The organism is Tsukamurella soli (genome assembly GCF_039541155.1).
Lineage (GTDB): Bacteria > Actinomycetota > Actinomycetes > Mycobacteriales > Mycobacteriaceae > Tsukamurella > Tsukamurella soli.
On the sequence record NZ_BAABFR010000085.1, the window covers coordinates 1 to 23,550 of the forward strand.

21 protein-coding genes and 1 pseudogene are annotated in these 23,550 nt (G+C 71.0%); 5 read left to right on the forward strand and 17 right to left on the reverse strand.

All coding sequences use genetic code 11. The annotated features are described in order from the left end of the window. Positions 1-305: pseudogene (locus tag ABD908_RS20410) on the reverse strand (polysaccharide biosynthesis protein); the annotation flags it as partial. Between the two features lie 59 nt (positions 306-364). Here ABD908_RS20410 and ABD908_RS20415 point away from each other — a divergent pair. Next, on the forward strand, positions 365-2,065 hold the full coding sequence (locus tag ABD908_RS20415) for an MmpA family trehalose lipid delivery protein (RefSeq protein ID WP_344999409.1): 1,701 nt from the start codon (positions 365-367) through the stop codon (positions 2,063-2,065). On the opposite strand, the gene ABD908_RS20420 is transcribed toward ABD908_RS20415, so the two are convergent. Continuing rightward, entirely contained in the window at positions 2,062-2,967 is a 906-nt protein-coding gene (locus ABD908_RS20420) for an SDR family oxidoreductase (RefSeq protein WP_344999411.1), read from the reverse strand. The genes ABD908_RS20415 and ABD908_RS20420 overlap by 4 nt on opposite strands. 86 nt (positions 2,968-3,053) lie before the next feature. Between ABD908_RS20420 and ABD908_RS20425 the strand changes: the two genes are divergently transcribed. After that, the gene (locus tag ABD908_RS20425) at positions 3,054-3,617 is read left to right on the forward strand and encodes a TetR/AcrR family transcriptional regulator (protein ID WP_344999413.1); all 564 of its coding nucleotides are present in this window, start codon (positions 3,054-3,056) and stop codon (positions 3,615-3,617) included. A 21-nt stretch (positions 3,618-3,638) separates the two neighbouring features. On the opposite strand, the gene ABD908_RS20430 is transcribed toward ABD908_RS20425, so the two are convergent. From ABD908_RS20430 to ABD908_RS20440, 3 genes are all read right to left on the reverse strand, one after another. Next, positions 3,639-4,649 carry an AsnC family transcriptional regulator gene (locus tag ABD908_RS20430; protein ID WP_344999415.1) on the reverse strand — a complete coding sequence of 337 codons (1,011 nt, stop codon included), beginning with the start codon at positions 4,647-4,649 and terminating at the stop codon, positions 3,639-3,641. A gap of 15 nt (positions 4,650-4,664) precedes the next feature. Beyond that, entirely contained in the window at positions 4,665-6,122 is a 1,458-nt protein-coding gene (locus ABD908_RS20435) for a CoA transferase (RefSeq protein ID WP_344999417.1), read from the reverse strand. 127 nt (positions 6,123-6,249) lie between these two features. Further along, positions 6,250-7,416, reverse strand: a complete 1,167-nt coding sequence (locus tag ABD908_RS20440) for a glycosyltransferase family 4 protein (RefSeq protein ID WP_344999419.1) — start codon at positions 7,414-7,416, stop codon at positions 6,250-6,252. A 134-nt stretch (positions 7,417-7,550) separates the two neighbouring features. Here ABD908_RS20440 and ABD908_RS20445 point away from each other — a divergent pair, with 134 nt between their 5' ends. Beyond that, complete coding sequence (locus ABD908_RS20445; protein WP_344999448.1) at positions 7,551-8,342, forward strand: class I SAM-dependent methyltransferase; 792 nt, start codon at positions 7,551-7,553, stop codon at positions 8,340-8,342. A 4-nt stretch (positions 8,343-8,346) separates the two neighbouring features. On the opposite strand, the gene ABD908_RS20450 is transcribed toward ABD908_RS20445, so the two are convergent. Next, the gene (locus ABD908_RS20450; protein ID WP_344999421.1) at positions 8,347-8,979 is read right to left on the reverse strand and encodes a TetR/AcrR family transcriptional regulator; all 633 of its coding nucleotides are present in this window, start codon (positions 8,977-8,979) and stop codon (positions 8,347-8,349) included. An 81-nt stretch (positions 8,980-9,060) separates the two neighbouring features. Here ABD908_RS20450 and ABD908_RS20455 point away from each other — a divergent pair, with 81 nt between their 5' ends. After that, the gene (locus ABD908_RS20455) at positions 9,061-9,513 is read left to right on the forward strand and encodes an SRPBCC family protein (protein ID WP_344999423.1); all 453 of its coding nucleotides are present in this window, start codon (positions 9,061-9,063) and stop codon (positions 9,511-9,513) included. Between the two features lie 284 nt (positions 9,514-9,797). Here ABD908_RS20455 and ABD908_RS20460 read toward each other — a convergent pair whose 3' ends face one another. From ABD908_RS20460 to iolC, 9 genes are all read right to left on the reverse strand, one after another. Next, positions 9,798-11,468 (reverse strand): HNH endonuclease, encoded by a 1,671-nt coding sequence (locus tag ABD908_RS20460; protein WP_344999425.1) that lies wholly within the window; start codon positions 11,466-11,468, stop codon positions 9,798-9,800. A gap of 107 nt (positions 11,469-11,575) precedes the next feature. Then, on the reverse strand, positions 11,576-12,451 hold the full coding sequence (locus ABD908_RS20465; protein ID WP_344999427.1) for a sugar phosphate isomerase/epimerase family protein: 876 nt from the start codon (positions 12,449-12,451) through the stop codon (positions 11,576-11,578). Positions 12,452-12,489: 38 nt separating this feature from the next. Then, positions 12,490-13,527 carry a Gfo/Idh/MocA family protein gene (locus ABD908_RS20470; RefSeq protein ID WP_344999429.1) on the reverse strand — a complete coding sequence of 346 codons (1,038 nt, stop codon included), beginning with the start codon at positions 13,525-13,527 and terminating at the stop codon, positions 12,490-12,492. 26 nt (positions 13,528-13,553) lie between these two features. Continuing rightward, positions 13,554-14,504, reverse strand: a complete 951-nt coding sequence (locus tag ABD908_RS20475; protein WP_344999431.1) for a sugar phosphate isomerase/epimerase family protein — start codon at positions 14,502-14,504, stop codon at positions 13,554-13,556. Between the two features lie 70 nt (positions 14,505-14,574). Beyond that, positions 14,575-16,536, reverse strand: a complete 1,962-nt coding sequence (iolD, locus tag ABD908_RS20480; protein ID WP_344999433.1) for a 3D-(3,5/4)-trihydroxycyclohexane-1,2-dione acylhydrolase (decyclizing) — start codon at positions 16,534-16,536, stop codon at positions 14,575-14,577. Then, positions 16,533-17,510, reverse strand: coding sequence for a 5-deoxy-glucuronate isomerase (iolB, locus tag ABD908_RS20485; protein ID WP_344999435.1), 978 nt, complete (start codon positions 17,508-17,510; stop codon positions 16,533-16,535). The genes iolD and iolB overlap by 4 nt, the downstream gene beginning before the upstream one ends. 18 nt (positions 17,511-17,528) lie before the next feature. Then, a complete protein-coding gene (locus tag ABD908_RS20490; RefSeq protein WP_344999437.1) occupies positions 17,529-19,061 on the reverse strand; it encodes a CoA-acylating methylmalonate-semialdehyde dehydrogenase in 1,533 nt (510 codons plus the stop codon). A gap of 35 nt (positions 19,062-19,096) precedes the next feature. After that, a complete protein-coding gene (locus tag ABD908_RS20495) occupies positions 19,097-20,011 on the reverse strand; it encodes a Cgl0159 family (beta/alpha)8-fold protein (protein ID WP_344999439.1) in 915 nt (304 codons plus the stop codon). Further along, on the reverse strand, positions 20,004-20,978 hold the full coding sequence (iolC, locus tag ABD908_RS20500) for a 5-dehydro-2-deoxygluconokinase (RefSeq protein WP_344999441.1): 975 nt from the start codon (positions 20,976-20,978) through the stop codon (positions 20,004-20,006). The genes ABD908_RS20495 and iolC overlap by 8 nt, the downstream gene beginning before the upstream one ends. Positions 20,979-21,293: 315 nt before the next feature. Between iolC and ABD908_RS20505 the strand changes: the two genes are divergently transcribed. Then, entirely contained in the window at positions 21,294-22,034 is a 741-nt protein-coding gene (locus ABD908_RS20505) for a GntR family transcriptional regulator (RefSeq protein WP_344999443.1), read from the forward strand. Here the strand turns inward: ABD908_RS20505 and ABD908_RS20510 are convergent. Next, positions 22,015-22,920 carry an RNA polymerase sigma-70 factor gene (locus ABD908_RS20510; RefSeq protein WP_344999445.1) on the reverse strand — a complete coding sequence of 302 codons (906 nt, stop codon included), beginning with the start codon at positions 22,918-22,920 and terminating at the stop codon, positions 22,015-22,017. The genes ABD908_RS20505 and ABD908_RS20510 overlap by 20 nt on opposite strands. Further along, the coding region (locus ABD908_RS20515; protein WP_344999446.1) for an FAD-dependent oxidoreductase at positions 22,899-23,550 on the reverse strand (652 nt) is incomplete at its 5' end. The genes ABD908_RS20515 and ABD908_RS20510, both read right to left, overlap by 22 nt.

A 23,550-nucleotide genomic window follows, 5' to 3' on the forward strand; every position in this document is an offset into this window, starting at 1 on the left:
GTGTGCAGCGTGGCAGCGGCCACCGGTGTCGCCGCCGCCGCGAGCACCGCGGATCCGGCCGCGACGCGCAGGCCGAGCCGGCGCAGCCCGGCGGGGTCGTCGCCACGCACCACCTGCCGGGCGACGACGTTCTGCAGGGCGAGTGAGGGGACCGCGAACACCAGCGAGAGCTGCAGCAGCGCCGCGAACTCCCCGTACGAGCCCGGCCCCAGCCAGCGGCTTGCCGGCAGATGTACGAGGTAGGAGCACAGGTTGGCAACCATCGACCCGATCGTCACCGCCACCAGCCCGTTCACGGCCGCCATTCTGTCAGTACGGCTCGGTGTCAGCGCTCGGTGTCGGTAGCCCTCGATACTGTGTCTCCGTGACAACCGAGCGGCGCGATCTGGTCCTGGCCGGATACAGCGCCGCGCTGACCGCCCTGATCCTCGGTCCGCTGCTCGGCGGCGGTTACCTGCTGCTGCGTGACGGAGTCGCGACCCCGCGGTCCTACGTGACGGATGCGGCGCTGGGGCTCGGTGGGAACGCCGCACGAGCCACGCCGCAGGATTGGCTGATCGCGCTCGCGTCGCACGTCGTGGACGGTGGCGCAGTGGTGACAGGGCTGCTGTTCCTGGCACTCACGGCCGCGGGCTGGGGGTTCGGACGGTGCGCGCTGGCGGTCGCCGATCGCGCCGGGGTCGACGTCGGGCTCGCCGGCGCCCTGGTCGCTTCGACCGTGGCGCTGTGGAACCCGTTCGTCGCCGAGCGGCTGCTGCAGGGCCACTGGAGCCTGATGACCGGGTACGCGGCGGTCGCCTGGACGGTGGTGGCCGCGCTGCGCCCCCGAGACTCGCCCGGGGCCGGGCGGCGGCAGGCGGGCGCGCTGGCGGTGTGTCTCGCCGCGGGCGGCCTGACCCCGACCGGGGCGATGTATGTGCTGGTCACGGCACTGGTGCTGCTCCCCCGGCGGGCGCCACTGACGCTGCTGACGTTCCTGTGTGCGGCTGCCCCGTGGCTGTATCCGTCGGTGGTCGCGCGCGCCGGGCTCACCGTCGACGCCGCCAGCGTCGGCGTGTTCGCGGCGCGCGCAGAGCCGGGGCTCGGCACGCTCGGCTCGGTCGCGGGACTCGGCGGGATCTGGAACGCGCAGGCCGTCCCCGTCGGGCGCGGCGCGCTCGCATGGGCCGGCACCGTCGTCCTGATCGCGGTGGTAGCGACAGGCCTCGTGGTGCTGGGACGCGCGGTGCGACGGTCCCCGCTGGCCGGGTTGGCGGCGCTGGCCGTCGCGGTGGTGGTCCTGCCCGCGCTGGCCGCGACGGGGCCGGGCGCCCACGTTCTGACCGCGCTGGTCACGCATGTGCCGGGCGCCGGGATCCTGCGCGACACCCAGAAGTGGGTGGCGCTGGCCGTGCCGCTCTATGCGACGGCGGCGGCGGCCGCGACCGTCGCGCTGCGGAGGTGGTCGACGCAGGCGCGCGCGCCGATGGCGGTACTGCTCGGTGCGCTCACCGTCTGCGCCCTGCCTGGAATCGCGTGGGGAGTCGGCGACGCGCTCACCCCGACCCGCTACCCCACCGCGTGGGCCGAGGTGGCGTCCCGGGTGCCCGCCGGCGACGGCGCCGTCGCTGTGCTGCCGACGGGGATGTTCCGCCGCTTCGCCTACGGGCCCGCAGCCCCGGTGCTCGACCCCGCTCCGCGGATCCTGCGGGCTCCCGTACTGCAGACCGGCGAGCTGCGGGTGGGAGGCGTGACCATCGACCGCCAGCCTGGCCCCGCCGCCGAGGCCGAGGCGGTGCTGGCGGCTGGAACCGCAGATGTCGCCGAGCGGCTCGCGCGGATCGGGGTGCGGTGGGTGCTGGTCGAGGCATCGCCCGACATGCCGGCCGATGCCGCGGCCGCGCTGCCCGGGCTCGCCCAGGTGTACCGGTCACCGTCGCTCGAGCTGTTCCGCGTGCCCGGTGCGGTGGCCGCCCTGAGCGGCACGCCGACGAGCGGCGAGCGGCTCGGCGCCTGGGGGGCGCATCTGCTGTGGGCGGCGACGCTGCTCGGCGGCGCGGTCGCGTCCCTGGTCCGGCGCCACTAGGCGAAATAGTGGCCCGTCTGCACGTCCTGGATCCAACCGGGATGGGTCGGCTCCCAGCCGAGCAGTTCCCGGGTCCTGTCGTTGGACGTCGGGTTGTCGAGCCCGGCGAAGCCGGCGAGGAAACCGAGGTACTTCTGCGCCTCGTCGTCGGGCACGCTCCGAGCCTCGATCCCGAGCTTGCCGGCGATGGTCTCGGCGATCACCCTGCGCGGGATCCCCGTGTCGGCGACGGCATGCAGCGTCGATCCGGCGGGGGCCTTCTCCACCGCGAGGCGATAGAGCACGCCGACGTCGTAGGTGTTGACGGCGGGCCAGCGGTTCGAGCCGTCGCCGGTGTACGCCGCCACCCCGTTGTCGCGGGCGCAGCCGATCAGCGCGTGGGTGAACCCGTGGTGATCGAGGTCGCTGTGGACCATGGGCGCGAGTCGCACGACCGACGACCGCACGCCCTGCCCGCCGAGACCGATCGTGTAGTTCGCGGCGTCGACGCGGGGACCGGCGTCGGACTGGTCGTCCTCGGTGCCGGCGCGGCCGGTGACCCCGGCCATGGCGAGCATCAGCGTGCCGCCCGTCGTGACGAACGGCTTGCCGGTGCCGATCAACGCGTCGCCGATCGTCTGGATCGCGGCGAGGTCTGCGTCGACCGCCCCCCTGAAGTCGCCCGTACGCATCGCCTCGTGCTTGAACGCCAGGTGGATCACGCCGTCGGAGTCGGCGGCTGCTGCGCGGAGCCCATCCAGGTCGTCGAGATCACCGCGGCGCACCTCGGCGCCGAGGGATTCGACCGTCCGGGCCGAGGCATCGGATCGAGCGAGGCCTACCACCGTGTGGCCGTGTCGCAGCAGCTCGGGGATGACGGCGGAGGCGATGTGGCCGGACGCGCCGGTGACGAACACGCGCATGAGAACTCCGTTCGGAAGGGTATGTCATTCGGTGTCATCACACTACGCGCTATGTCACCTGGTGTCATCCACTAGACTCTACGATGATGCCCCGATGGAAGCCCGACGCCGAAGGCCGACTCATGAAGGCCGCCATCACCCTGTTCGCCGAGCAGGGCTATGACGAGACGACCGTCGCCCAGATCGCGGAGGCCGCGGGACTGACCAAACGGACCTTCTTCCGCTACTTCTCCGACAAGCGCGAGGTGCTGTTCAACGGCTCACACGAGCTCGAACAGCTCTGGGTCGACGCCGTCGCTGCGGCGCCACCCGGCGCCTCCCCGATGGTCGCGGTGTCCGCCGGGCTCGATCGGGTCGCGGAGCTGTTCGCCGAGCGTCTCCCGTTCGCCGCCCTGAGGTCCCGGATCGTGGCCGCCAACCCGGAACTCCGGGAGCGTGAGCTGATCAAGCTCCAGACGCTGGCCGTCGCCGTCCAGGTCGCGCTGGTCGATCGCGGCGTCCCCGTCAACGCCGCGACCCTCGCCGCCCAGGCGGGCGTCACCGTCTTCCACGTCGCGTTCGCCCGCTGGGTCGCGCAGGACGACCCCACCTCTCTCCGGCGGATGATGGACGAGTCCCTCGGCGAACTGCGCTCGGTGATCGCCGACTAGGTGTGCCGCCGCGTGGCTCGGCTACCGGGCGGGCGCCCACGGGTCGACCGGCACCACGTCCCGCGCGCGGCCGTCGGGACCCAGCAGGCGGCCCCAGGACTTGACGGACCGCAGCACCACGCGGGTCCCGAGCACCTCCACGACGCGGTGCTCGGTCTGCAGCCGGTCGATCACCGCGTCGAGGGCCGACAACTCGTGCAGTTGCAGCGTGACGAACAGACCGGCGGCCCCGCCGCCCGCTGTGGCGACGCAGAACCGCGTCTCCGGGTAGTGGACCAATGCCCGGCCGACCGCGGCCACCCCCGCACCCGCCACCCGTAGATCGAGGGCCACCGCGGTCGGCCAACCGGCTTCGACCCTGGCGAAGTCGGTGCGGAACGCCAGCGCCCCGACGCGGGTCAGCAGGCCCACACGGTGACGAACCGAGGGCTCCGGCCGGCCGACGGTGGCAGCAAGGTCCCGGAAGCTCGATCTCCCATCGCGTTGCAAGGCGAGGAAGAGCCGGCGATCGAACTCGTCGAATTCGTGTGTCGGCCCGCTCGCGGCCGGATCGGGCGTCACGGCGCGCAGTTGTCCGGAGCTGAGTCCACCCAACCGCCACCGGGTGCCGCTGAACAGCTGGGTGATCAGCGACGACCGGATGCGGCGCAGTCCCGCGATCGCGGGAAGAGTGTCCACGAGCAGTTCGGACAGCAACGGCTGATCGGCCGCCACCAGCAGCGCGTAGATGTCGTCGCGTCCCGTCGTGATGTTGACGCTGAAGACCTGCGGCATCGTCGCGAGCTGCTCCGCCACCGATCGGGCTGCGCCGGGATCACATTCCGCGTCGAACACCGCCGCTCGCACGGGGAGGCGTGGGCCCGGCGCCGACGACACCCAGGCCCGTCCGGTGGATTCGAGGCGGCGCCAGCGCCGAGCCGCGGTCGCCGCCGATACGTCGAGCACCCGGCCCAATTCCTCGAAGCTCACGCGCGGGTTGAGGTGGAGCGCGTCGAGCAACGCGACATCCAGTTCGTCCACACCGTCGGCCACAGCGACGATTGTCGCTCAGCCGTCGATGCCCACCCAGCGGGGAGCGCTGGATCCGCGGGGGACGAGAATCGGGTCGGGCCAGCGCGCCGGGGTGTGGCTGAAGGTGACCGGTGCAGCCAGCATGTGCACGCGGCCCATGGGGCTGTCGGCGTCGTACGCCTCGGGTTCGCGAATGGTGTGCTCGTCGTCGGAGCCCGCGTCGGCGGGATCGACCAAGCCGAGGGTCTGATACCACATGGCGTTACGGGTCAGGCTGACGGTGACGTGCCAGCTACCGCCCTCCCGCTGCTGCCGGATCAACCCGGCTGCGGCGCCGAGGGCGCCCATGTACCCCGTGATGAAGTCGTTGATCAGCCCGGTGGGCGGCAGCGCCGGGTCTCCGTCCCCGCCTTCGATCGCCATCAGCCCGGAGGCCGCCGACCCGTTCATGTCGAAGCCGCCGCGATCTGCCCATGGTCCGTCCGATCCGTAACAGGTGACCGAGACGTGCACCAGGCCGGGGTGGGTCTCGGCCAGCACTCCGGGGGCGATGCCCAGCTTCTCCAGTTTGCGCCCGCGGTGGTTGTCGACCACCACGTGTGCGTCGCGCAGCAGCCGGTCGACATCGGCCCTGCCGGTGTCCTTGGTCAGATCCAGCCAGGCGCTACGAGATCCGATGTTGGCCTCGAAGTACACCCAGTCGTGCTCGAAGTCGTTGGGGCGGGTGGCGCCCAGCACCTCGGCGCCCTGCTCGGCGAGCACGCGGCCCACCGTCGGGCCGGCAACCGCGTGCGTGAACGACAGCACCCGCACGCCACCGAACGGGCGGTCGGACGGGGCGAGCGTCCGCGGGGGCGCATCACCTATCCGGGTCAGGCCGATGACGGGCCGACTCGCCAACAGCGCGCCGTGCGGGTGTGCCAGCCACTCCTGCGGGGTGCGGGCCACGCACGCGGGCAGCCCGGCGGCGTTGGCGGCCTCCTCCAGCTCGAAGGCGTCCCAGGCGGCGATCGCCGCCGCGGCCTTGCCGAAGTCGGGCGGTACGTCCAGGAAACGGCACCACTGAGCGGTCTGGTGCGGATACACCGCCGACGCCATCACCGTGCGCCCGTCGCGCGTGCGATACGGGGCCAGCGAGAACGGGTTGTCCATCAGTAGCGCCACCGATGGGAACTCCCCGGCCAGGGTGGGCTTCCAGCGATAGCTGGGGTTGATGTGGTGCACCGCCTGACGCAGGTCGAGGTGCAGATCCTGGCCCGGGCCGCCGCGCAGGCGGTGCATGGCCGCGGCAGCGACGGCGTTCCCCATCATCGGGATGCCGATCGCCGCGCCCAGCCGATGACGTGCGGCGATGATCGGGTCCTGCCCGGCGAACGTCACCCGGCCCCCCGCGTCGGCCGCAGACAGCCCTACATCGGCGAGCAGGGCGTCGAGCGCGAGCGTCGGGTCGAAGGCGGTGCCGGTCGGCGCCGACGGTGCTGCTGTGCGTGTCATGGGCGGGCTTCCTTCCTGGAGGCTCGGAGCCGGTCGGCTCCGCGAACTCAGCATGGAAGCCGGCCGCGCACACACGTCGGAAGTGAAGGGAAGTGACCGGAATCAGGGCTCCGATGACGGAAAGCGTCTAGCTACCGGAGGGCACCAACCCGCCGACGCGCCTGCCCGCCACCACCGCGTCGAGTACCCGCGCGACGCCGGATCCGGTTTCGGCCCAGGAGAACTCGGCGGCGCGGGCGCGGGCCTTCTCGCCCAGGTCGGCGCGGCGCTCGGGGTCCGCGAGCAGCGCGTCGACGGCGTCGACCAGCCCGTCGCGGGAGGACACGAGGACACCGGTCACCCCGTCGACGACCGAGTCGGTGAGCCCGCGGGACGCGGAGTAGCCCACGGTGGGGACGCCGTGCTGCCCCGCCTCGACCACCGTGATGCCCCACCCCTCCTTACGGGAGGGCATCACGTGCACCCACGCGCGCGCCAGGATCTCATGCTTACGCTGCTCCGAGACGTGCCCGTGGAACGTCACGTGGCCGGCGATGCCGAGCTCGGCCGCACGGTCCCGCAGCGGTTCATCCCACCACCCGCCGCCGACGACGTCGAGGTGCAGCCCGGAGTGGCTGCCGCGCAGCCGCGCGAGCACCTCCAGCGCGTCCTCGATCTGCTTGTGCGGCACCAACCGGGAGAGGACGACGAGTCTCGGTGCAGCGCAACGTGTCTCGCTACCACCAGGAGCCACGTGGGGTGGCAGGGGGTCGGCGCCGTTGCGGACCACGGCGATCCGGTCACCGTCGACGCCCAGCGCCTCGAGCTCCTCCGCCGACGGGAGCGAGACCGTGAGGTACTGGTCCCCGCGGTGCACGCGCGGCGAGAGCCGGGACTCGATGAACCAGCCCACCCTCGCCGTCAGCCGCCCGGCGACGGGCCACTGCTCGCGGTGGCAGTGGTGCACCAGCACGGTGACCGGCGCCGTCGTGGCGAGCCGCGCGAAGAAGGGGATGCCGTTCTGCGTGTCGATCACGGCGTCGGGCCGCATCCCGCGCAGCGGGCCCAAGCCCACGCGGCTCAGCGCAAGCGCGGCGAGCGCGCGGGGGTACACCGTGAAGCGGCCGCCGCCGCGGGAGATGCGGACGCCGTCGCGGATCTCCTCACGCGGCGCGCCCGGATAGGCGGCGGTGCGCAGAGTCACCGTCACACCCGCGCGGGCGAGTTCGGCGCCGACCCGTTCGAGGTACCGCTCGCTGCCCCCGCCTTGCGGGTGGCCGGTGTCGCGCCAGCACAGCAGCAGCACTTCACGCACGTCTCGTCGGCTCCATCGGGGATCGGTCGTGGGAGGGTCGGGTCGCGTCCTAGGGTACCGTCCCCGCCGTGGACGCCCCGATCTCCGCTGCTCACGAGGACCGATCGCCGGTCGGCCGGTCGCCGGTCGCGCGGTTGCCCACCTGGCGGTCGCCGGCCGGGCGGAGCCCCGCCCTACGCCGGTTCGCCGAGTCGGCGACGCTGGGGCGGTCCGTCGACCTGCTCTCGCAGTTCCGCTTCGAGCAGACCGACCCCGCTCGCTTCTACGGGGCGGTCGCGCGCGACACCGTCGACCTCACGAACGCGCTCTGGACGCAGTCGACCGGCACGGACCTGCGCGATGCGCTGGTGCTGGACGTCGGCGGCGGGCCGGGGTACTTCGAGGACGCGTTCGCCGAACTCGGCGCCACGTACATCCCCGTCGAGCCCGACCCCGCCGAAGCCCACGCGGCGGGCCTCACTGCGACGCGGGGGATCCGCGGGTCCGGTCTGGCGCTGCCGGTGGCCGACGGTGCCGTCGACGTCTGCCTGTCGTCGAACGTCGCCGAGCACGTCCCGGACCCGTGGGCGATGGGCGCGGAGATGCTACGGGTGACCCGCCCGGGCGGGCTGATGATCCTGTCGTACACCCTCTGGTACGGCCCGTTCGGCGGCCACGAGATGGGCCTCACGCACTACGCCGGTGGGGCCCGCGCGGCTCGCTGGTATGCGCGGCGACACGGCCGCCCACCCAAGAACCTCTACGGCACCTCGCTTTTCAAGGTAACGGCCGCAGACGGGCTGCGCTGGGCGCAGACGGTGACCGGCGCGCACCTCGTCGCCGCATTCCCCCGCTACCATCCGGCGTGGGCGTGGTGGATCGTGCGCATCCCGGGCCTGCGGGAGCTCCTGGCGTCGAATCTGGTGCTGGTGTTCGTGAAGGAGTAGCTGGTCACGGACCGGATTTCGACCCGCTCGACGGCTGTCGGCCCGCCGTCGCCTCCCGGATGAGTACGCGGGCGCCCGCGAGCGCCGCGTCGACGATGCCGGCGTCCGAGATGTCCGTCCCCGCTGCCGCGTAGACGGCGGCGTTGATGCTGAGGATCGACATCCGGAGCAACAGGGTGCCGCGCTCAGACTTCTCGGGCAGTAGGTTCGCAAGCTCGTCGGCGAACCTACTCAGTCCGGCGCCGATCTCCTCGCCGCCGTACAGCTTCGTCGTGATCAGCGGGTTGGCCGCCAGGAATCGGATTCCGCGCAGCTTCTCCGGCGAGAACGACTCCACCCACCGCAGGACCGCCTCCTCCAGGAGTTCCGGCGCCGGCGGCTGCCCGTGCAACCACTCCAGCAGGTCCGCCACCTCGGAACCTCGTTCCGCAGTCAAGGACCGCAGGATCGCCTCCTTGTTCGGGAAGTGGTAGTAGAGCGAGGCCTTGTTGATCCCCAGCGCGGCGGCGATCTCGCGCAGCGACGTCGCCTCGTACCCCTGTGCGGTGAACAAGTCCAGGGCTACCCGCTGTACCTCGCGCCGGGTCTGGGCCCCGTTGCGCCGCGGGTTCGGCACGTCATCGGAATCGGTACGCACACCCGTCAGCCTACCGTGCGATAGGCTGAGTCTACCTACCGGTAGGTAGGCGTCTGGCTCTCGGTCACTTGAGGAGCACACATGAGCGCATACACCGTCGTCCGCAACTATCCGTATCCGATCGACGAGGTCTGGGAGGTGATGACCGCGCCCGAGCAGGTGGCGAAGTGGACCACCACCGGGCGCGGAGGCCGACCCGAGGGATTCGCCGCGGCGCTCGGCACCGAGTTCCGTCTGATCGGCAAGCCGGTGATGGGGTGGGCGGGCATCGTCTACTGCACGGTGCTAGCGGTCGACGCACCGCACATGCTGCACTACAGCTGGAAGGGCGACAAAGCGACCGACGATGTCACCGACGTCGTGTACCGGCTCGAATCGACACCGTCCGGCACACGCTTCACCTGGGAGCACACAGGATTCACCGGAATCGGCGGGTTGGCGATGTCAGCGCTCCTCGGGCACGTCCGCCGCACGATGATGGACGAGGGAGTCCCCGAGGTGCTGGCCGACTACCACGCCTCCCGCAGCGCCTGAGACGACGCGGATCACTGGGCCCGTGACCCACCCCCGCGCCGTGACACGGGACGATGTCGCACGCGCGGTCGGTGCGGTCTGTCCCCGACGCTCGTGTCCGTCGCGTTCTGCACGGTATCGGCCTGCCGTCCGTGCCGTTGCACGCCCAACGGTTGGGCCATGAGGCAGGCATCGCCGCTGCAGCCCGCCTTCATCATCCGGACGCGCCCGTCGTCGACCGCTGGATCACCCCGGCCACGACTGGTACTCCGAACCTCCACCGCCCCCGGCCCGCGAGGCCGAGTTCACGCGGCCGCGACGTCCGGTCCAGGAGCCTCCGGAGCAGTGCCTCGGCGTCGCTTCCACGCCCACGCGGCGTAGAGGACCTCGGTCGCGTATCCGAGGTCGAGCCGCCCCGGGGCGGTGGGCGAGACAGCACAGGTCGGGATGTGGTCCCACGGCGCCCAGTCGCCGGGGAGCTCGGGGATCGGCGCCTCCTCGAGCGGCTCGCCGTGCGTCCCGCGGAACGCGAACCGCTGGCCACCGAGCGCAGTGATGGAGAAGACTCCCTGGTGGAGCTGCCGATGATGCTGGCTGCAGAGCAGGATCAGGTTGTCGGGGTCGGTGGTGCCACCCGCGGACCACGGGACGACGTGGTGGATGTTCAGATGTCGGGTGCGCCCGCATCCCGGTGCCCGGCAGGCTCGATCGCGCATCGCGATGACGCGGGCCAGCGCCGATGTGGGCACGCGGCGCCGACGGCCCCACGACAGCACGGCGCCGAGTCGGGTGCCACCTATCTGGACGCCACCGTCGGCGGCGTTCGGAACAGCGGGGCTCTCGCCGATCGTCGGCTGGATGGGGGCGTGCCCGACGGGCCGCACCGCGGCGCCGCAGGCGGCCTCCGCGCGTTCCGCGAAGCCCAGCTGCGGGCCCTGATCGACGGTCGCCGTGCCGTCGACCTCGTGGATCAGGATCTCGGCGCCGGGTGCGAACTGCGGCATGGTGATGCCGTCTATCAGCGCGTCCGCCATCGCGACCAGCGCCGGAGCGATGTTGCAGGGCACGCTCGCCCACAGGTCGGGCTGCCGCCGCGTGCCTGTGCCGCTCGCGTCTTCGCAGGGTAGGACCCCCGCCCTCGGGGCAGCTTCCGCGGAAGCATCGATGGCGGAGCCGCGCCGCGTGGGCAGGGCGCGATCGACAGAGGTGCGGGTCCGCTCGTACTCCGAGCGGACGATAGCGGCGAGGAAGTGCGCGCCGTCCACGGCGTTGAGCCTTGCCGACACCGTCAGCGTGCCGTCGTCGTTCCAGCGCCAGCGCGCACCGGACTCCGGGGCCGGCGGCTCCACGGCGTCGGCCCGGTGATCGGGCCCCGCGTCGGCAGGTTCCGAGACCGCGCAGTCCTCAGCGGCCGCGCATCCCGCATCATCCCCACCAGCATCATCCCCACCAGCAGCGCCTTCACAAGCAGCGCCTTCACCAGCACCGTCCGTGGCTGCAACATCACCGTCCGCGTTCTCCGCGTGCCTCCGAGCCTCCTCCGACGCGAGATTCCGGTCGACGGTGCGCATGGCTGCGCACATGCGCTCCACCTGGGATGCCGTGGCGGAGTGCGAAAGGCGCACCAGCTCCTCCTCCCGCTGCGCGGTGGCCACCCGGGTCAGCGCCCGGACCTTGGAATACGACAGCGTCCCGGCCGCGAATGCCGCTCGCATCAGGGGAAGCTCCCGGAGAGTCCGCGCAATCCGGACATGTTCCTGCGCCGTGCGCAGCGAGAGTCCCGCCTTCCACGAGAGCCAGTGCGAACACGACAGGATCCCGTGCCCGGACCAACCGTGGCGCAGGTCGAACTCGGCCAGGTAGTCGAGGAACCGGGCTGTCAGAGCCGCGATCTGCGACGCGTAGCCCACGACGCGCTCCGCGAGCTCGTCGACGGTCAGTGTCGCCGGGGCGGCGGTTTCGAAGATGCTGGTCATGACGATGGTCCCCCGATCATCGGTCGCGTGGTTGCGTGGCACCGACGATAGAGGGACCATCAGACAGGTTTTCGATTGTGAGCGTTCCGCGGAACGCTCGGACGAAGCTACGAGTGCTTCGCGACCAACTCCTTCAGGCGCTCGAGCTGGAACCGCGAGGTCTCATCCGCGGTCTCGTCCTCGGCGAACACGTTGGAGCAGATGATCCCGTCCTCGCGGGCGAGGAATCCGGACTCCCCCAGCGCGCCGAACAGCTGGTCCCAATCGACGTCGCCGCCACCGATCCGCAGGTGCTGGTGCACACGGACGGCATTACCCGGCGGATTGGTGATGTACCGCAGGCCGTGCGAGCGGCGGTGGTCGAAGCTGTCCGCCGCATACACCGCGCCCAACCGGTCGCCCAGCTGCGGGATCAGGCTCGTGGCCTGGTCACCGTAGTGGAACGTGTGGCTGCCTACATACACGAACCCGAGCGCGTCGCTGTCGACCCCGCGGATGATCCGCCACGCCTCGAGTCCGTCCTCGACGAAGTCGTCCGGGTGCGGATCGATGTTGATCCGGACGCCGGACGACTCGAGCACCGGCAGCAACTCCTCGACGGAGCGGTAGAAGCCCGCCTCGGACTCCTCCGCCCGCTCGGGCCGGCCGCTGAACTCCGTGTTGATCACCGGCACCTCGAGCTCGGCGGCGATCTGGACGATCCGCTTGAGGTTGCGCACGGCGGCCTCGCGGGGCAACTCCTCCGGCCACGACCAGCGCTGCACGGGCAGTATCGAAGAGATGCCCACACCCGCATCGGCCGCCCGCTTACGCACCCGCGAGAGGTAGGCCGAGTCGACCCGCGGATGGCCGAAGAACGGGATGAAGTCGGGGTGCGGGGTCAGCTGGATCCACTCGTACCCTGATCGGGCGGCCACCTCGAAGAAATCGAGGAAGTCGTGGGTCGAGTGGTACGGGGTGGGATCGAGTGCGATCCGAACCATGGAGTGCTCCTTACGCTCTCACGATGCTCTCGCGCGACTCAGACGCTCGCGGCGGCGCGGCCGGCGTAGAACGCGGGCACTGCCGGGAGCTCGAGGGCGACGGGGCCGGCGGCCTCGAGCGCCTTGACGCCCGCCTCGCAGGCGACGGCGACCTTGTAGCCGTCCCACGCTGAGGGGCCGGCGATGGTGCCCTGCTTGGCGGCGTCGACCCACGCCTGGACCTGACGGTCGTACGCCTCGCGGAACCGCGTGGTGAAGTCGGCGTGGTCACCGATCTTGAAGGTGGCGTCCTCCCACAGCTGCAGGCCCGAGGGCTGACCGGTGCGGGCGATGCCCTTCTCGAACACGGCCTCGGTGGCGACCTGGTAGCCGAACTGCACGGAGACGTTCATCTCGAGGTCGACCAGCACGCCGTTGTCGAGCTCCATCAGCACCAGGATCGGCTCGCGGAGGTGATCAGGGCTCAGTGAGTTGCGCTTCGGGTACTTCACCTCGACGGAGGTGATCGTGCCGCCTGCGAGCCACGGCACCACGTCGAACTCGTGCACCACCGAATCGGTGATGAGCATCGACTGGATGTAGTTGTCGGGCACACTTGCGTTGCGGTGCACCGCGTGCAGCATCAGCAGCTCGCCCGCCGTCTTCGCCTCGATCAGTCGGCGTAGTTCCTCGTACTCGCGGTCGAAGCGCCGCATGAAGCCGACCTGGATCAGCTGCTTGCCGCCGGCCATCTCGGCTTCGAGCACACGCCACGAGGACTCCGGATCCTGGGTCAGCGGCTTCTCGCACAGGATCGGCAGGCCCGCCGCGATCGCCGGCATGAGTACCGGCTCGTGGAACCGTCCGGGGGTGGCGATCAGGACCGCGTCCACCGCGCCGGCTGCGAGCGCGTCCTCGATGTTCTCGAAACCGGCTGCGCCGGTGGCGAGTGCGAGGGCCGCAGCGCGGCGTCCGGGGTCGGGCTCGACGATGGCCGACACCGTCGCGCCCGTGATCGTGCGCGTGATTCGCTTGACGTGGTCGGCGCCCATGGCGCCGGCGCCGACGACGCCGACGCGGAGATCTGCGGTGCTCATGGTCTTTCGTCCTCCTGGAACGGATATCAGCGGTTGCGGGTGAGCGGGTGGCAGCCGAAGATGTGCTGCCGGGTGCGGGTGGCGATGCCGGCGGGGATCGAGATGTCCACACCGGGCATGTCCTGCTCGACGATGGCGAAGATCTCGCTGTCGATCTTGCTGACGGCATCGATGATCGGCGCGAAGTCGGGCTCGCCGGCGGGCGGCTCGACCATGATCTCGGCGGCGCAGTCGGCGAACGACACATCGTTCTTGAGCACCTCGAAGCGCAGCTCCGGGTCGATCTGCTTCAGGTGCAGGTAGCCGATCCGATCGGGGTACTTCTTGATCAGCGCGACGTTGTCGCCGCCGTAGTAGGCGTAGTGGCCGGTGTCGAGGCAGAGGCTGAGGTAGCGTGGATCGGTCAGCTCGAGCAGCCGCTCCACCTCCCGCTTCGTGCCGACGTGGCTGTCCGCGTGGGAGTGGAACTGCTGGCGCACGCCGTACTCCTCGAGCAACGCCTTGCCCAGGCGGTCCTGCCCGCCCGCCAGCTTGTCCCACTGCTCGTTCGTCAGGGTGCGGGGCTCGAGCGTCTCGCCGGTCGCGTCGGAGCGCCACATGTCGGGGATCACCACGATGTGCTCCGCGCCCATGGCGTGCACCAGGCCCGCGACCTGCACCGCCTGGTCCCAGGCGCGCTGCCACTGCTCGGCGCCCTTGTGGAAGCCGGTGAAAACCGTTCCCCCCGAGAGCTTCAGGTCCCGCTTGCCCAACTCGTCCTCCAGCTGGTGCGGGTCGGTGGGCAGATAGCCGTAGGGGCCGAGCTCGATGTAGGTGTAGCCCGCCTCGGCGACCTCGTCGAGGAAGCGCTCCCACGGCGTCTGCCGAGGGTGCTCGGGGAACCATACGCCCCACGAGTCGGGAGCGGTGCCGATGCGCAGGCCCTCCGTGTGCGGTCCGCTGGTGACGGTCACGGCGTCGGCGACGGTGTCGGTCATGTCGAATCACGTCCTTCGGTGCGAAAAAGGTTTGTGCTGTGCTCGTCTGGTGGTTCAGATCGTCTGCGGTTCAGCCGAGGAGCGGCCGCTGCAGCTTCTGCTGCTCGACGTACTCGGCCCGGGCGCGCTGCGTCGACTCCAACTCGGAGACCTGCGCGACGGGCACGTCCCACCAGCCGTCGCCCTCAGGCGCGTACACGAACGGGTCGCTGTGCAGGTGGATGACGGTGGGCCCGTCGGCCGCCTTGGCGGCGGTCACCGCCGCGCCCAGCTCGGCGAGCGCATCGGGACCCGGCTTGATGTCGACCACGTCGACGCCATAGCTGCGGGCGTTGGCCGCGAGGTCGACGGGCAGGAACTCACCCCGCTCGAAATCGACTGCCGTACCGGCTCCGTCGATCGCCGACGCGCCGGGGACGGCCTCGGCGAATCGGTACCGCGTGCCGTAGCGCTGCGAGCCGACGGTCTCGGACAGGTGCCCGATCGACGCGTAGCCCTGGTTCTGGATGATCACCACGATGAGCTTGATGCCCTCCGCCACGGCCGTCACCAGTTCGGTGTGCAGCATCAGGTAGGAACCGTCGCCGACCATCACCACCACGTCGCGGTCGTCGCCCGCGGCGAGCAGGCCGCGCTTGGCACCCAGGCCGCCCGCGATCTCGTATCCCATGCAGGAGAAGGCGTATTCGACGTGGTAGCCCAGCGGGTCCCGCACGCGCCACAGCTTCTGCAGATCACCCGGCAGCGAGCCCGCCGCCTGGATGATCACATCGCGCGGCCCCATCGCGGCCTGCACGGCGCCGATGATCTCCGGCTGGCCGGGCAACTCGCCGCCGGTCGGCGCGAGTGCGTTGTCCACCAAGGCGTCCCACTCACGCTTGGCGCCCGCGGTCTGATCGGCGTACGCACCGTCGACGGTGAAGCCGTCCAGCTCGCCGCGCAGCGCCACCAGCGCCTCGCGCGCGTCGGCGATCACCGGCAGCTGGGAGCCGTGCTTGTACGCGTCGAAGGAGGCGACGTTGATGTTCACGAACGTCGCGCCCGCACTCTGGAACGCGGTTCGGCTCGCCGTCGTGAAATCGCTGTAGCGCGTGCCGATCCCGATGATCACGTCGGCGTCGGCCGCGATCCGGTTGGCGGCGGCGGTGCCGGTGGCACCCACGCCGCCCAGGTTCTGCGGGTGGTCCCACACCAGCGAGCCGCCGCCGGCCTGCGTGGTCGACACCGGGATCCGCGTCGCCTCCGCGAGCTCGCGCAGCGCGTCCTCGGCACCCGAATAGATCACCCCACCGCCCGCGACGATCAGCGGCCGGCGCGCGCCACGGATGGCCGCGGCGGCGCGGGCCAGCGGGCCTCGCTCGGGCAGCGGGCGGCGGATGTGCCACTCGCGGTCCGCGAGGAATTCCGCTGGCACGTCGACGATCTCGGCCTGCACATCCTCCGGGAGCGCGATGGTCACGGCGCCGGTCTCGGCCGGGTCGGTGAGCACGCGCATGGCGGCGAGGGCGACCGAGAACAGCTGCTCCGGACGCTGCACGCGGTCGAAGAACCGCGACAGCGGGCGGAACGCGTCCGACACCTGGATGCCGATGTCGTGCGGGTGCTCGAGCTGCTGCAGCACCGGGTCCGCGACACGAGTCGCGAACGTGTCCGAGACGAGCAGCAGCGCGGGCAGGCGGTTCGCGGTGGCGAGCGCGGCGCCGGTCAGCATGTTCGCCGCACCGGGTCCGACGGAAGCCGTGCACGCGTAAGTGCCGCGGCGACGGTGCATCCGGGCGTATCCCACGGCCTGGTGGACCATGGCCTGCTCGTTGCGGGCCTGGTGGTACGGCATGGACCCGGGCGCGACGACGCCGGCCTGCAGTAGCGCCTGGCCGACGCCGGCGACGTTGCCGTGGCCGAAGATGCCGAACGTGGCCGGCACGGTGCGTTCGCGCACCTGGGTGCCGTCAGGCGCGCTGTCGACGGTCCACTGGTGGGCGAGGAACTCGACCAGCGCCTGGCCGACGGTCATGCGACGGGTCTCGGTCACCGTCGGACTCCTTCCGGTGCAATCGAATCGATGGCGGGCGAATCGGTAGCGGGCGAATCGGTAGCGGGGCGGTAGGGCAACCGGGGGTCGGTGTCCTGCTCGTCCCACCGACCGCGGATCCACGCCTGGCGCGGATCGTCGGTCACCAGCCATACCCGCTCGGGGTCGGGGCCCGCCATCACGTTGAGGTAGTAGAGGTCGTACTCGGGGGCAGCCACGGCGGGACCGTGGTAGCCGTAGGGCACCAGAGCGATGTCGCCGGTGCGGACCAGCGCGTTGGTGTCGATCTCGCCGGCGGCCGACGAGTAGGTGGCGAAGCTGCCGAAGGCGTCCGCGTCCACCGGCACGACGCCCGCCTCGGCGAGCTCTCGCGCGGGCGCCGCCTCGAAGTAGTAGATCTCCTCGAGCCGGGACTCGTGGCCCGCGACGTGCTCGTCGTGTTTGTGCGCGGGGTGGCTGCTCCAGTTGCCCCCCGGGGTGATCACCTCGCACACGATCAGCGCCCCCGCGTCCAGCGCGGCCGGGGTGCCGAAGTTGTGCACCTGTCGGGTGTCCCGGCCGGCGCCGCGCACCTCGACGGGCACGTCGGCCGCGGCGATGTACTTCGCCGGCCGACGCTGCGTCGTCGGAGCCTCAGCGACGGCGACGCGACCGCGACCGCGCACCGTCAGGCCCGTTCCCGCACCGACGTACAGGACGTCGGTGGGACCGTCGAAGACCGATCGCCGGCCCTGCAGGACGGTCGTGGTGGTGTCGTGGTCCGTGTCACCGTGGTCCACGCCGAAGGCGCCGGACAGGGGCACGACGATGCGTTCGACGTCCCCGGCCGGCAGCTTCAGTGAGCCGCCGTCGAGCACGGCGACGCGGATCCCGGTGTGCTGCCAGCCGGGTATCCGTCCGTCGACCACCGACTCCCACCCCTCGCGGGCCAGTGCCCCGCGCCTGTGGAACCACTCGTTCTGCATGACCGCCATGTTCTCAGTCGTTCGTTCTCAGTCGTTCTGGGGGAATCCGAGGTTGATGCCGCCGTGCGACGGGTCGAGCCAGCGGCTGGTGATGGCCTTCAGCTGGGTGTAGAACTTCACGCCCTCGGCGCCGTGCGCCTTGGTGTCGCCGAACATCGACGCCTTCCAGCCGCCGAAGCTGAAGGTGGCCACCGGGACCGGGATCGGCACGTTGATGCCGATCATCCCGACCTTGATGTCCTTCTGGAACCGGCGCGCGGCGCCACCGTCGTTGGTGAAGATGGCGGTGCCGTTGCCGAACGCGCCACCATTGATCAGCTCGACGCCCTCCTCGTACGACTGCACCCGCACGACCGCCAGCACGGGGCCGAAGATCTCCTCGGTGTAGACGCGAGAAGTGGTGGGCACGTTGTCGATCAGCGTGGGGCCGAGCCAGAATCCCTGCTCCGCACCGTCGGGCTGCACGTTGCGGCCGTCGACGACGACGGTGGCGCCGTCCTCGGTCGCGACGTCGATGTACGAGGCGACCTTGTCCCGGTGCACCTTGGTGACCAGCGGGCCCATGTCGCAGCCGCGGCGGCCGTCACCGGTGCGCAGGGTGGCCATCCGGTCGGTGATCTTCTCGATCAGCGAGTCGGCGACGGGCTCGACGGCGACCACCACGGAGATCGCCATGCAGCGCTCGCCCGCGGAGCCGAAACCGGCGTTGATCGCGGCGTCGGCGGTGAGGTCGAGGTCGGCGTCGGGCAGCACCAGCATGTGGTTCTTGGCGCCGCCGAGGGCCTGGACGCGCTTGCCGTACTTGGCGCCCGTCTCGTAGACGTACCGCGCGATCGGTGTGGAACCGACGAAGGAGATCGCGGCGACGTCCGGGTGGGACAGCAGGCCGTCGACGGCCTCCTTGTCACCGTTGAGGACGGTGAACACGCCCGCGGGAAGGCCGGCCTCGGCCCACAGCTGCGCCATCCAGATCGCCGCCGACGGGTCCTTCTCCGACGGCTTGAGCACGACCGAGTTGCCGGCGGCGATCGCGATCGGGAAGAACCATGCGGGCACCATCGCGGGGAAGTTGAACGGGCTGATGATGCCCACCACACCCAGGGGCTGGCGGGTGGAGTACACGTCGATGCCGGTGGAGACCTGCTCGCTGAACTCACCCTTGAGGTGATGCGCCATGCCGCAGGCGAATTCGACGACCTCCTGGCCACGGCTGATCTCACCGAGCGCATCGGAGAGAACCTTGCCGTGCTCGCTGGTGATGATCTCGGCGAGCTCGGGCTTGCGGGCGTCGAGCAGCTCGCGGAACTTGAACAGGACCGCCTGGCGCTTGGCGAGCGACAGCTCGCCCCACGCCTCGGAGGCGGCCTTGGCGGACGCGACGGCGGCGTCGATCTCGGCCTGGTTCGCGAGCGCCACGCGCTTGGTGGCGATGCCCAGGGCCGGGTCGAAGACGTCGGCGGTGCGGTCGCTGGTGGAGGGGTAGGCGGCGCCGTCGATCCAGTGCCCGACGACCGGCAGGTCGGTGGTCGTGGTCCCGGGCGCGGAAGTGGTCTGAGTCATCTGTGTTGTCTCCATTGAGTTTCGGCGTGGAGGATTCAGGAGCGGTGAACGAGGGCGGCGGCGGTGTCGACCGCGGCGGCGACGTCGTCGTCGTGGGGGTACAGCAGGGTGCGGCCGACGACGAGGCCGTGCACGCCGGGCAGGGCGAGCGCCTCGCCCCAGGACGCGTAGACGGCGTCGGGGTCGCCGCCCGGGTCGCCGCCGAGCAGCAGCGTGGGCAGGGTGGTCGCCTCCATCACCCGTGCCATGTCGGGGACGACGGGGAGCTTGAGCCAGCTGTAGGAGGACGTGGCCCCCAGGCCGGCCGCGATCGCAACGGAGGTGATCACGGCTTCGGTGGAGAGGTCGTTGACGATCTTCCCGCCGTTCCAGTGACTCATGAAGGGCTCCAGCATGATGGGCAGCCGGGCCGCCGCGGCCGCGGTGACCGCCTTGGCCGTCTCCTCCATGGTGCGCGCGGTGCCGGCGTCCTCGAGGTTGATCCGCACCAGCAGCTTGGCGAAGTCCAGGCCGTCCCCGCTCATCGCGTCGACGTCGTACGCGGTGAACCGGTCGTCCATCTCGAACGTGGCGCCGCGCAGGCCGCCGCGGTTCATCGAGCCGACGACCAGCTTGTCGTCGAGCAGGCCCAGCAGCGCGAGGTCCTCGATGATGTCCGGGGTGCCCAGGACGCCGTCGACGCCCGGCCGGGACAGCGCGAGCGCCAGCCGCTGCAGCAGGTCGTACCGGCTCGCCATGGCCAGCGGGTCGGAGCCGACACCGAGTGCGCCCCGTGCAGGGTGGTCGGCGGCCACGAAGAACAGGCGACCGTCGCCGCGGACGACCGATCGGCGGGCGCGGTGCGCGAGGGCCTCTGCCACCGCGTCGGGTTCACGCAGCCGCTTGGCGCGCAACTCGGCGAACGCCTCCTCGGGGATGAGGCGGGACTCGGTGTTCAGCAGTTCAGACATTCGCGCGGTCCAGTTCCTTGACGATGGCCTCCACCTCGTCGGTGGTCGGCATGGCGGTCGAGCACTCGCGGCGCGAGGCGACGATGGCGCCGGCGACGTTGGCGAAGCGCAGGATGCGCTCCAGCGACCAGCCGGACAACAGCCCGTGACACACGGCGCCGCCGAAGCCGTCGCCGGCCCCGAGGCCGTTGATCACGTCCACGAAGTACGGCGCCACCTCGACCCGCTCGTCGCGGGTCTTGGCGAGCACCCCCTTGGGGCCCTGCTTGACGACGGCGAGCTCGACGCCTCGCTCGAGCAGCGCGTCCGCGGCCCGCTCGGGCTCGGTCTCGCCCACCGCGACTTCGCACTCCTCACGATTTCCGATGGCGACGGTGACGTGCTCCAGGGCCTTGCCGACCTCCACGCTCGCGACCTGCGGCGACTCCCAGAACATGGGGCGGTAGTCGAGGTCGAGCACGGTGCGGGGAAGCCGCCCGCGCGCCTCCCAGGCCGCGTGGTGCGCGCCGCGGCTGGGCTCACGGGACAGGCCGGTGACGGTGGCCCAGAAGATCCGGGCGGCCCGGATCGCGTCGAGATCGAGCGAGTCGGCCTCGAGGGTGAGGTCGGGCGCGACCGGGTCGCGGTAGAAGTACAGCGGGAAGTCGTCCGGCGGGAAGATCTCGCAGAAGGTGACCGGCGTGTTGTAGGCGGGATTCGTCCCGACGTAGCGGTCGTCGACACCCAGCCGACGCAGCTCCTGGTGCAGGTAGTTGCCGAACGGGTCGCTACCGGTGGCGGTGATCACCGCCGCGGAGTACCCGTGTCGGGCCGCCGCGACCGCGACGTTCGACGCGCTGCCACCGAGGAATTTTCCGAACGTCTCGACCTCTTCGAGGCCGACGCCGTCCTGGAGCGGGTAGATGTCCACCCCGATGCGCCCGATGGTGATCAGGTCGAACGGTGTGGGGGAGGAGATGGAGGTCATGCCCTGCGTCCTTCGCGGCTCGGCTGTGGTGGCTGTGACGGGATCGACAGTACACCACTTTGTCCTGTCAATGTAACAGGATCGGATAAGCTTTTCATGATCGGCCTTCACCAGCAGGTTTCCCTCACGCGCCACCAGATAGACCGCGCCACGGATCGACGCTATACTCACGGAGCAGACTTTGTACTGACATAGTTTCGATCGTCTACTCGCCGTCCTAGCCGCAGGAGACCCATCGGATGCGCACGGGACTTGTGCAGACATACGCGGGATACATAGCGCCCCTACCTGGTCCGGTGGCCTAGCATGGCCCTCATGGCAACCACGCCTGTCGATGTGGAACTCGACCGCTCGAGCCCCATTCCGCTGTACTACCAGCTGGCGCAGGCAATAGAGCGGTCCATTCTGGACGGCAGCCTCAACCCCGGCGATCGGATCGAGAACGAGATCGACCTCGCCAAACGACTCAGCCTGTCACGTCCGACGGCACGGCAGGCGATCCAGGCGCTCGTAGACAAGGGCCTGCTGGTCCGTAAGCGCGGTGTCGGTACTCAGGTGGTTCGCAACGAGATCCACCGGCCCGTCGAGCTGACGAGCCTGTTCGAGGACCTGGCCGCCTCCGGGCGGGCACCGTCGACGGCACTTCTGGACTACCGCCTCGGCCGGCCGGAGGAGGAGATCGCCGACGAGCTCGGCGTCGAGCACGACGCCCAGGTGGTGTCGATGCGGCGACTGCGCAGCGCCGACGACGAACCGATCGCGATCCTCACCAACCACGTGCCGGCCGAGTTCGCGCCGGCGCCCGACGAGCTCGAGCGCAAGGGCTTCTATCAGTGCCTCCGCGGCCGGGGGCTGACGATCCGGTTGGCGCGCCAGCGGATCGGGGCGCGGCTGGCGACCGACGACGAGGCCGCGCTGCTCGGCGGCGAACCCGGCGACGCCGTGCTGACCATGCAGCGCGTGGCGTTCGACGACGCCGGACGTGCCGTCGAGTTGGGGCGGCACGTCTACCGCGCGTCCCGCTACTTCTTCGACGTCACCGTGTTCGACCGGTGATGTGGGACACCTTGGCGGGGTTACCGATCACGTAGATCGCCGTGATGCTCCCCCCGCGCACCTCCACACAGAGCACGTACCGCACCGCGCCCCAGTCCACGACCACGGCCGGCATGCCGTTGAACACTGCGGGCCGCACCACCAGCGCGCCCTCGGTCGTGCGCACCAGCCCCAGCATCAGCCGCGCGACCCGATCGGCGCCGCGCACCGGCCGACGGGCCGCCTGTACCACTCCCCCGCCGTCCGCGAGCGATACGACATCCGGCGCCAGGACGTCCATCAGCGCCTGTAGATCCCCGGTCGTGACCGCGGCGAAGAACCGATCCGCCGCGGCCTGCGCCTCGTCGGGTGTCGCGACCGCGGCCTGCCGGCGGGCATGCACATGCCCGCGCGCGCGATGGTTGATCTGTCGCACAGCTGCTGCCGACTTGTCCACCGCCGCAGCGATCTCCGAGTAACCGAAGTCGAAGACCTCCCGCAGCACGAACACGGCGCGGTCCGTGGGCGTGAGCGACTCGAGCACCAGCAGCATCGCGGTGGTGACAGCCTCGCCCGCCAGGACGTGCGCGGCACCGTCGGGCCCGCCGCCGGTGGCGAGCGGCTCGGGCAGCCACGGCCCGACGTACTCCTCACGGCGACGCGCCGCCGCGCGCAGCGCGTTCAGCGACTGCCGGGTGACGATGCTCGCCAGGTAGGCCCGCGGGTTACCGATCTCCGCAGGATCCACTGCGCACCAACGGATGTAGCTCTCCTGGAGCACGTCCTCGGCGTCGGTCACGGAGCCGAGGATCTCGTACGCGATGGAGAACAGCAAGGGACGATGGTCGACGAACAGCGATTCGGCCTGTGGCGCCGCCGATTCCGTCACCGCTTCCCCGGCAGCCATGCGTAGACGGCGGTCCGCGCACCGAGAACCGTTGCACGGCAGACCTGTTCCTTCACCACTGCGGCGCCGTGGCCCGCCAGGCGCAGCCGGGTGGGCGAGTCGTCGCGGCGGCATAGCTGGATCACGCCGTCGCGCCGACCCAGGCTCACGCACTGTCCGGTGAAGCTCATCGAGAACGGCCTCGGCAGTGGACGTCCGGTGGCCTCGCGGGCGACCGCGCCGCCGACGTAGGCCCCCTGCGGCATCGCGGCCTGGCAGCTCATTCGGGTGCCCGGCACCGCGGCACCGTCACCGGCGGCGAACACCCGTGGGTCGCGCACGCTGCGCAGATGCGCGTCGACCAGCACGCGCCCGGCGCCGTCGACCTCGAAACCGCTGCGCGCAGCCAGGTCCGGGACCGCGGAGGCGACCGCCCACAGCACCAGATCCGCCTCGGACCGCGCCGGTTCGACGGTATCGCGCACGATCTCGACCCCCAGCTCGGCGAGTCCGCGCGCCGCGCGCGCCCGGCCGCTGTCCGAGAGGCTGGCCCCCAGCTCGGGACCGACCAGGCGCACCGCCAGATCGGGCCGCGCGGCCGCCACCTCCGCAGCGGTCTCGATGCCGGTCAGGCCCGCACCGGCCACGGTG

Excerpts from the sequence above, each read along its gene's own strand:
- ABD908_RS20465 (WP_344999427.1), bottom strand. The coding sequence starts at position 12,451 with ATGGTTCGGATCGCACTCGATCCCACCCCGTACCACTCGACCCACGAC.
- ABD908_RS20435 (WP_344999417.1), bottom strand. The coding sequence starts at position 6,122 with ATGACACGCACAGCAGCACCGTCGGCGCCGACCGGCACCGCCTTCGAC.
- ABD908_RS20470 (WP_344999429.1), bottom strand. The coding sequence starts at position 13,527 with ATGAGCACCGCAGATCTCCGCGTCGGCGTCGTCGGCGCCGGCGCCATG.
- ABD908_RS20425 (WP_344999413.1), top strand. The coding sequence starts at position 3,054 with ATGCCCCGATGGAAGCCCGACGCCGAAGGCCGACTCATGAAGGCCGCC.
- ABD908_RS20505 (WP_344999443.1), top strand. The coding sequence starts at position 21,294 with ATGGCAACCACGCCTGTCGATGTGGAACTCGACCGCTCGAGCCCCATT.
- iolB (WP_344999435.1), bottom strand. The coding sequence starts at position 17,510 with ATGGCGGTCATGCAGAACGAGTGGTTCCACAGGCGCGGGGCACTGGCC.
- ABD908_RS20510 (WP_344999445.1), bottom strand. The coding sequence starts at position 22,920 with ATGGCTGCCGGGGAAGCGGTGACGGAATCGGCGGCGCCACAGGCCGAA.
- ABD908_RS20455 (WP_344999423.1), top strand. The coding sequence starts at position 9,061 with ATGAGCGCATACACCGTCGTCCGCAACTATCCGTATCCGATCGACGAG.
- ABD908_RS20460 (WP_344999425.1), bottom strand. The coding sequence starts at position 11,468 with ATGACCAGCATCTTCGAAACCGCCGCCCCGGCGACACTGACCGTCGAC.
- ABD908_RS20475 (WP_344999431.1), bottom strand. The coding sequence starts at position 14,504 with ATGACCGACACCGTCGCCGACGCCGTGACCGTCACCAGCGGACCGCAC.
- ABD908_RS20420 (WP_344999411.1), bottom strand. The coding sequence starts at position 2,967 with ATGCGCGTGTTCGTCACCGGCGCGTCCGGCCACATCGCCTCCGCCGTC.
- iolC (WP_344999441.1), bottom strand. The coding sequence starts at position 20,978 with ATGACCTCCATCTCCTCCCCCACACCGTTCGACCTGATCACCATCGGG.
- ABD908_RS20490 (WP_344999437.1), bottom strand. The coding sequence starts at position 19,061 with ATGACTCAGACCACTTCCGCGCCCGGGACCACGACCACCGACCTGCCG.
- ABD908_RS20495 (WP_344999439.1), bottom strand. The coding sequence starts at position 20,011 with ATGTCTGAACTGCTGAACACCGAGTCCCGCCTCATCCCCGAGGAGGCG.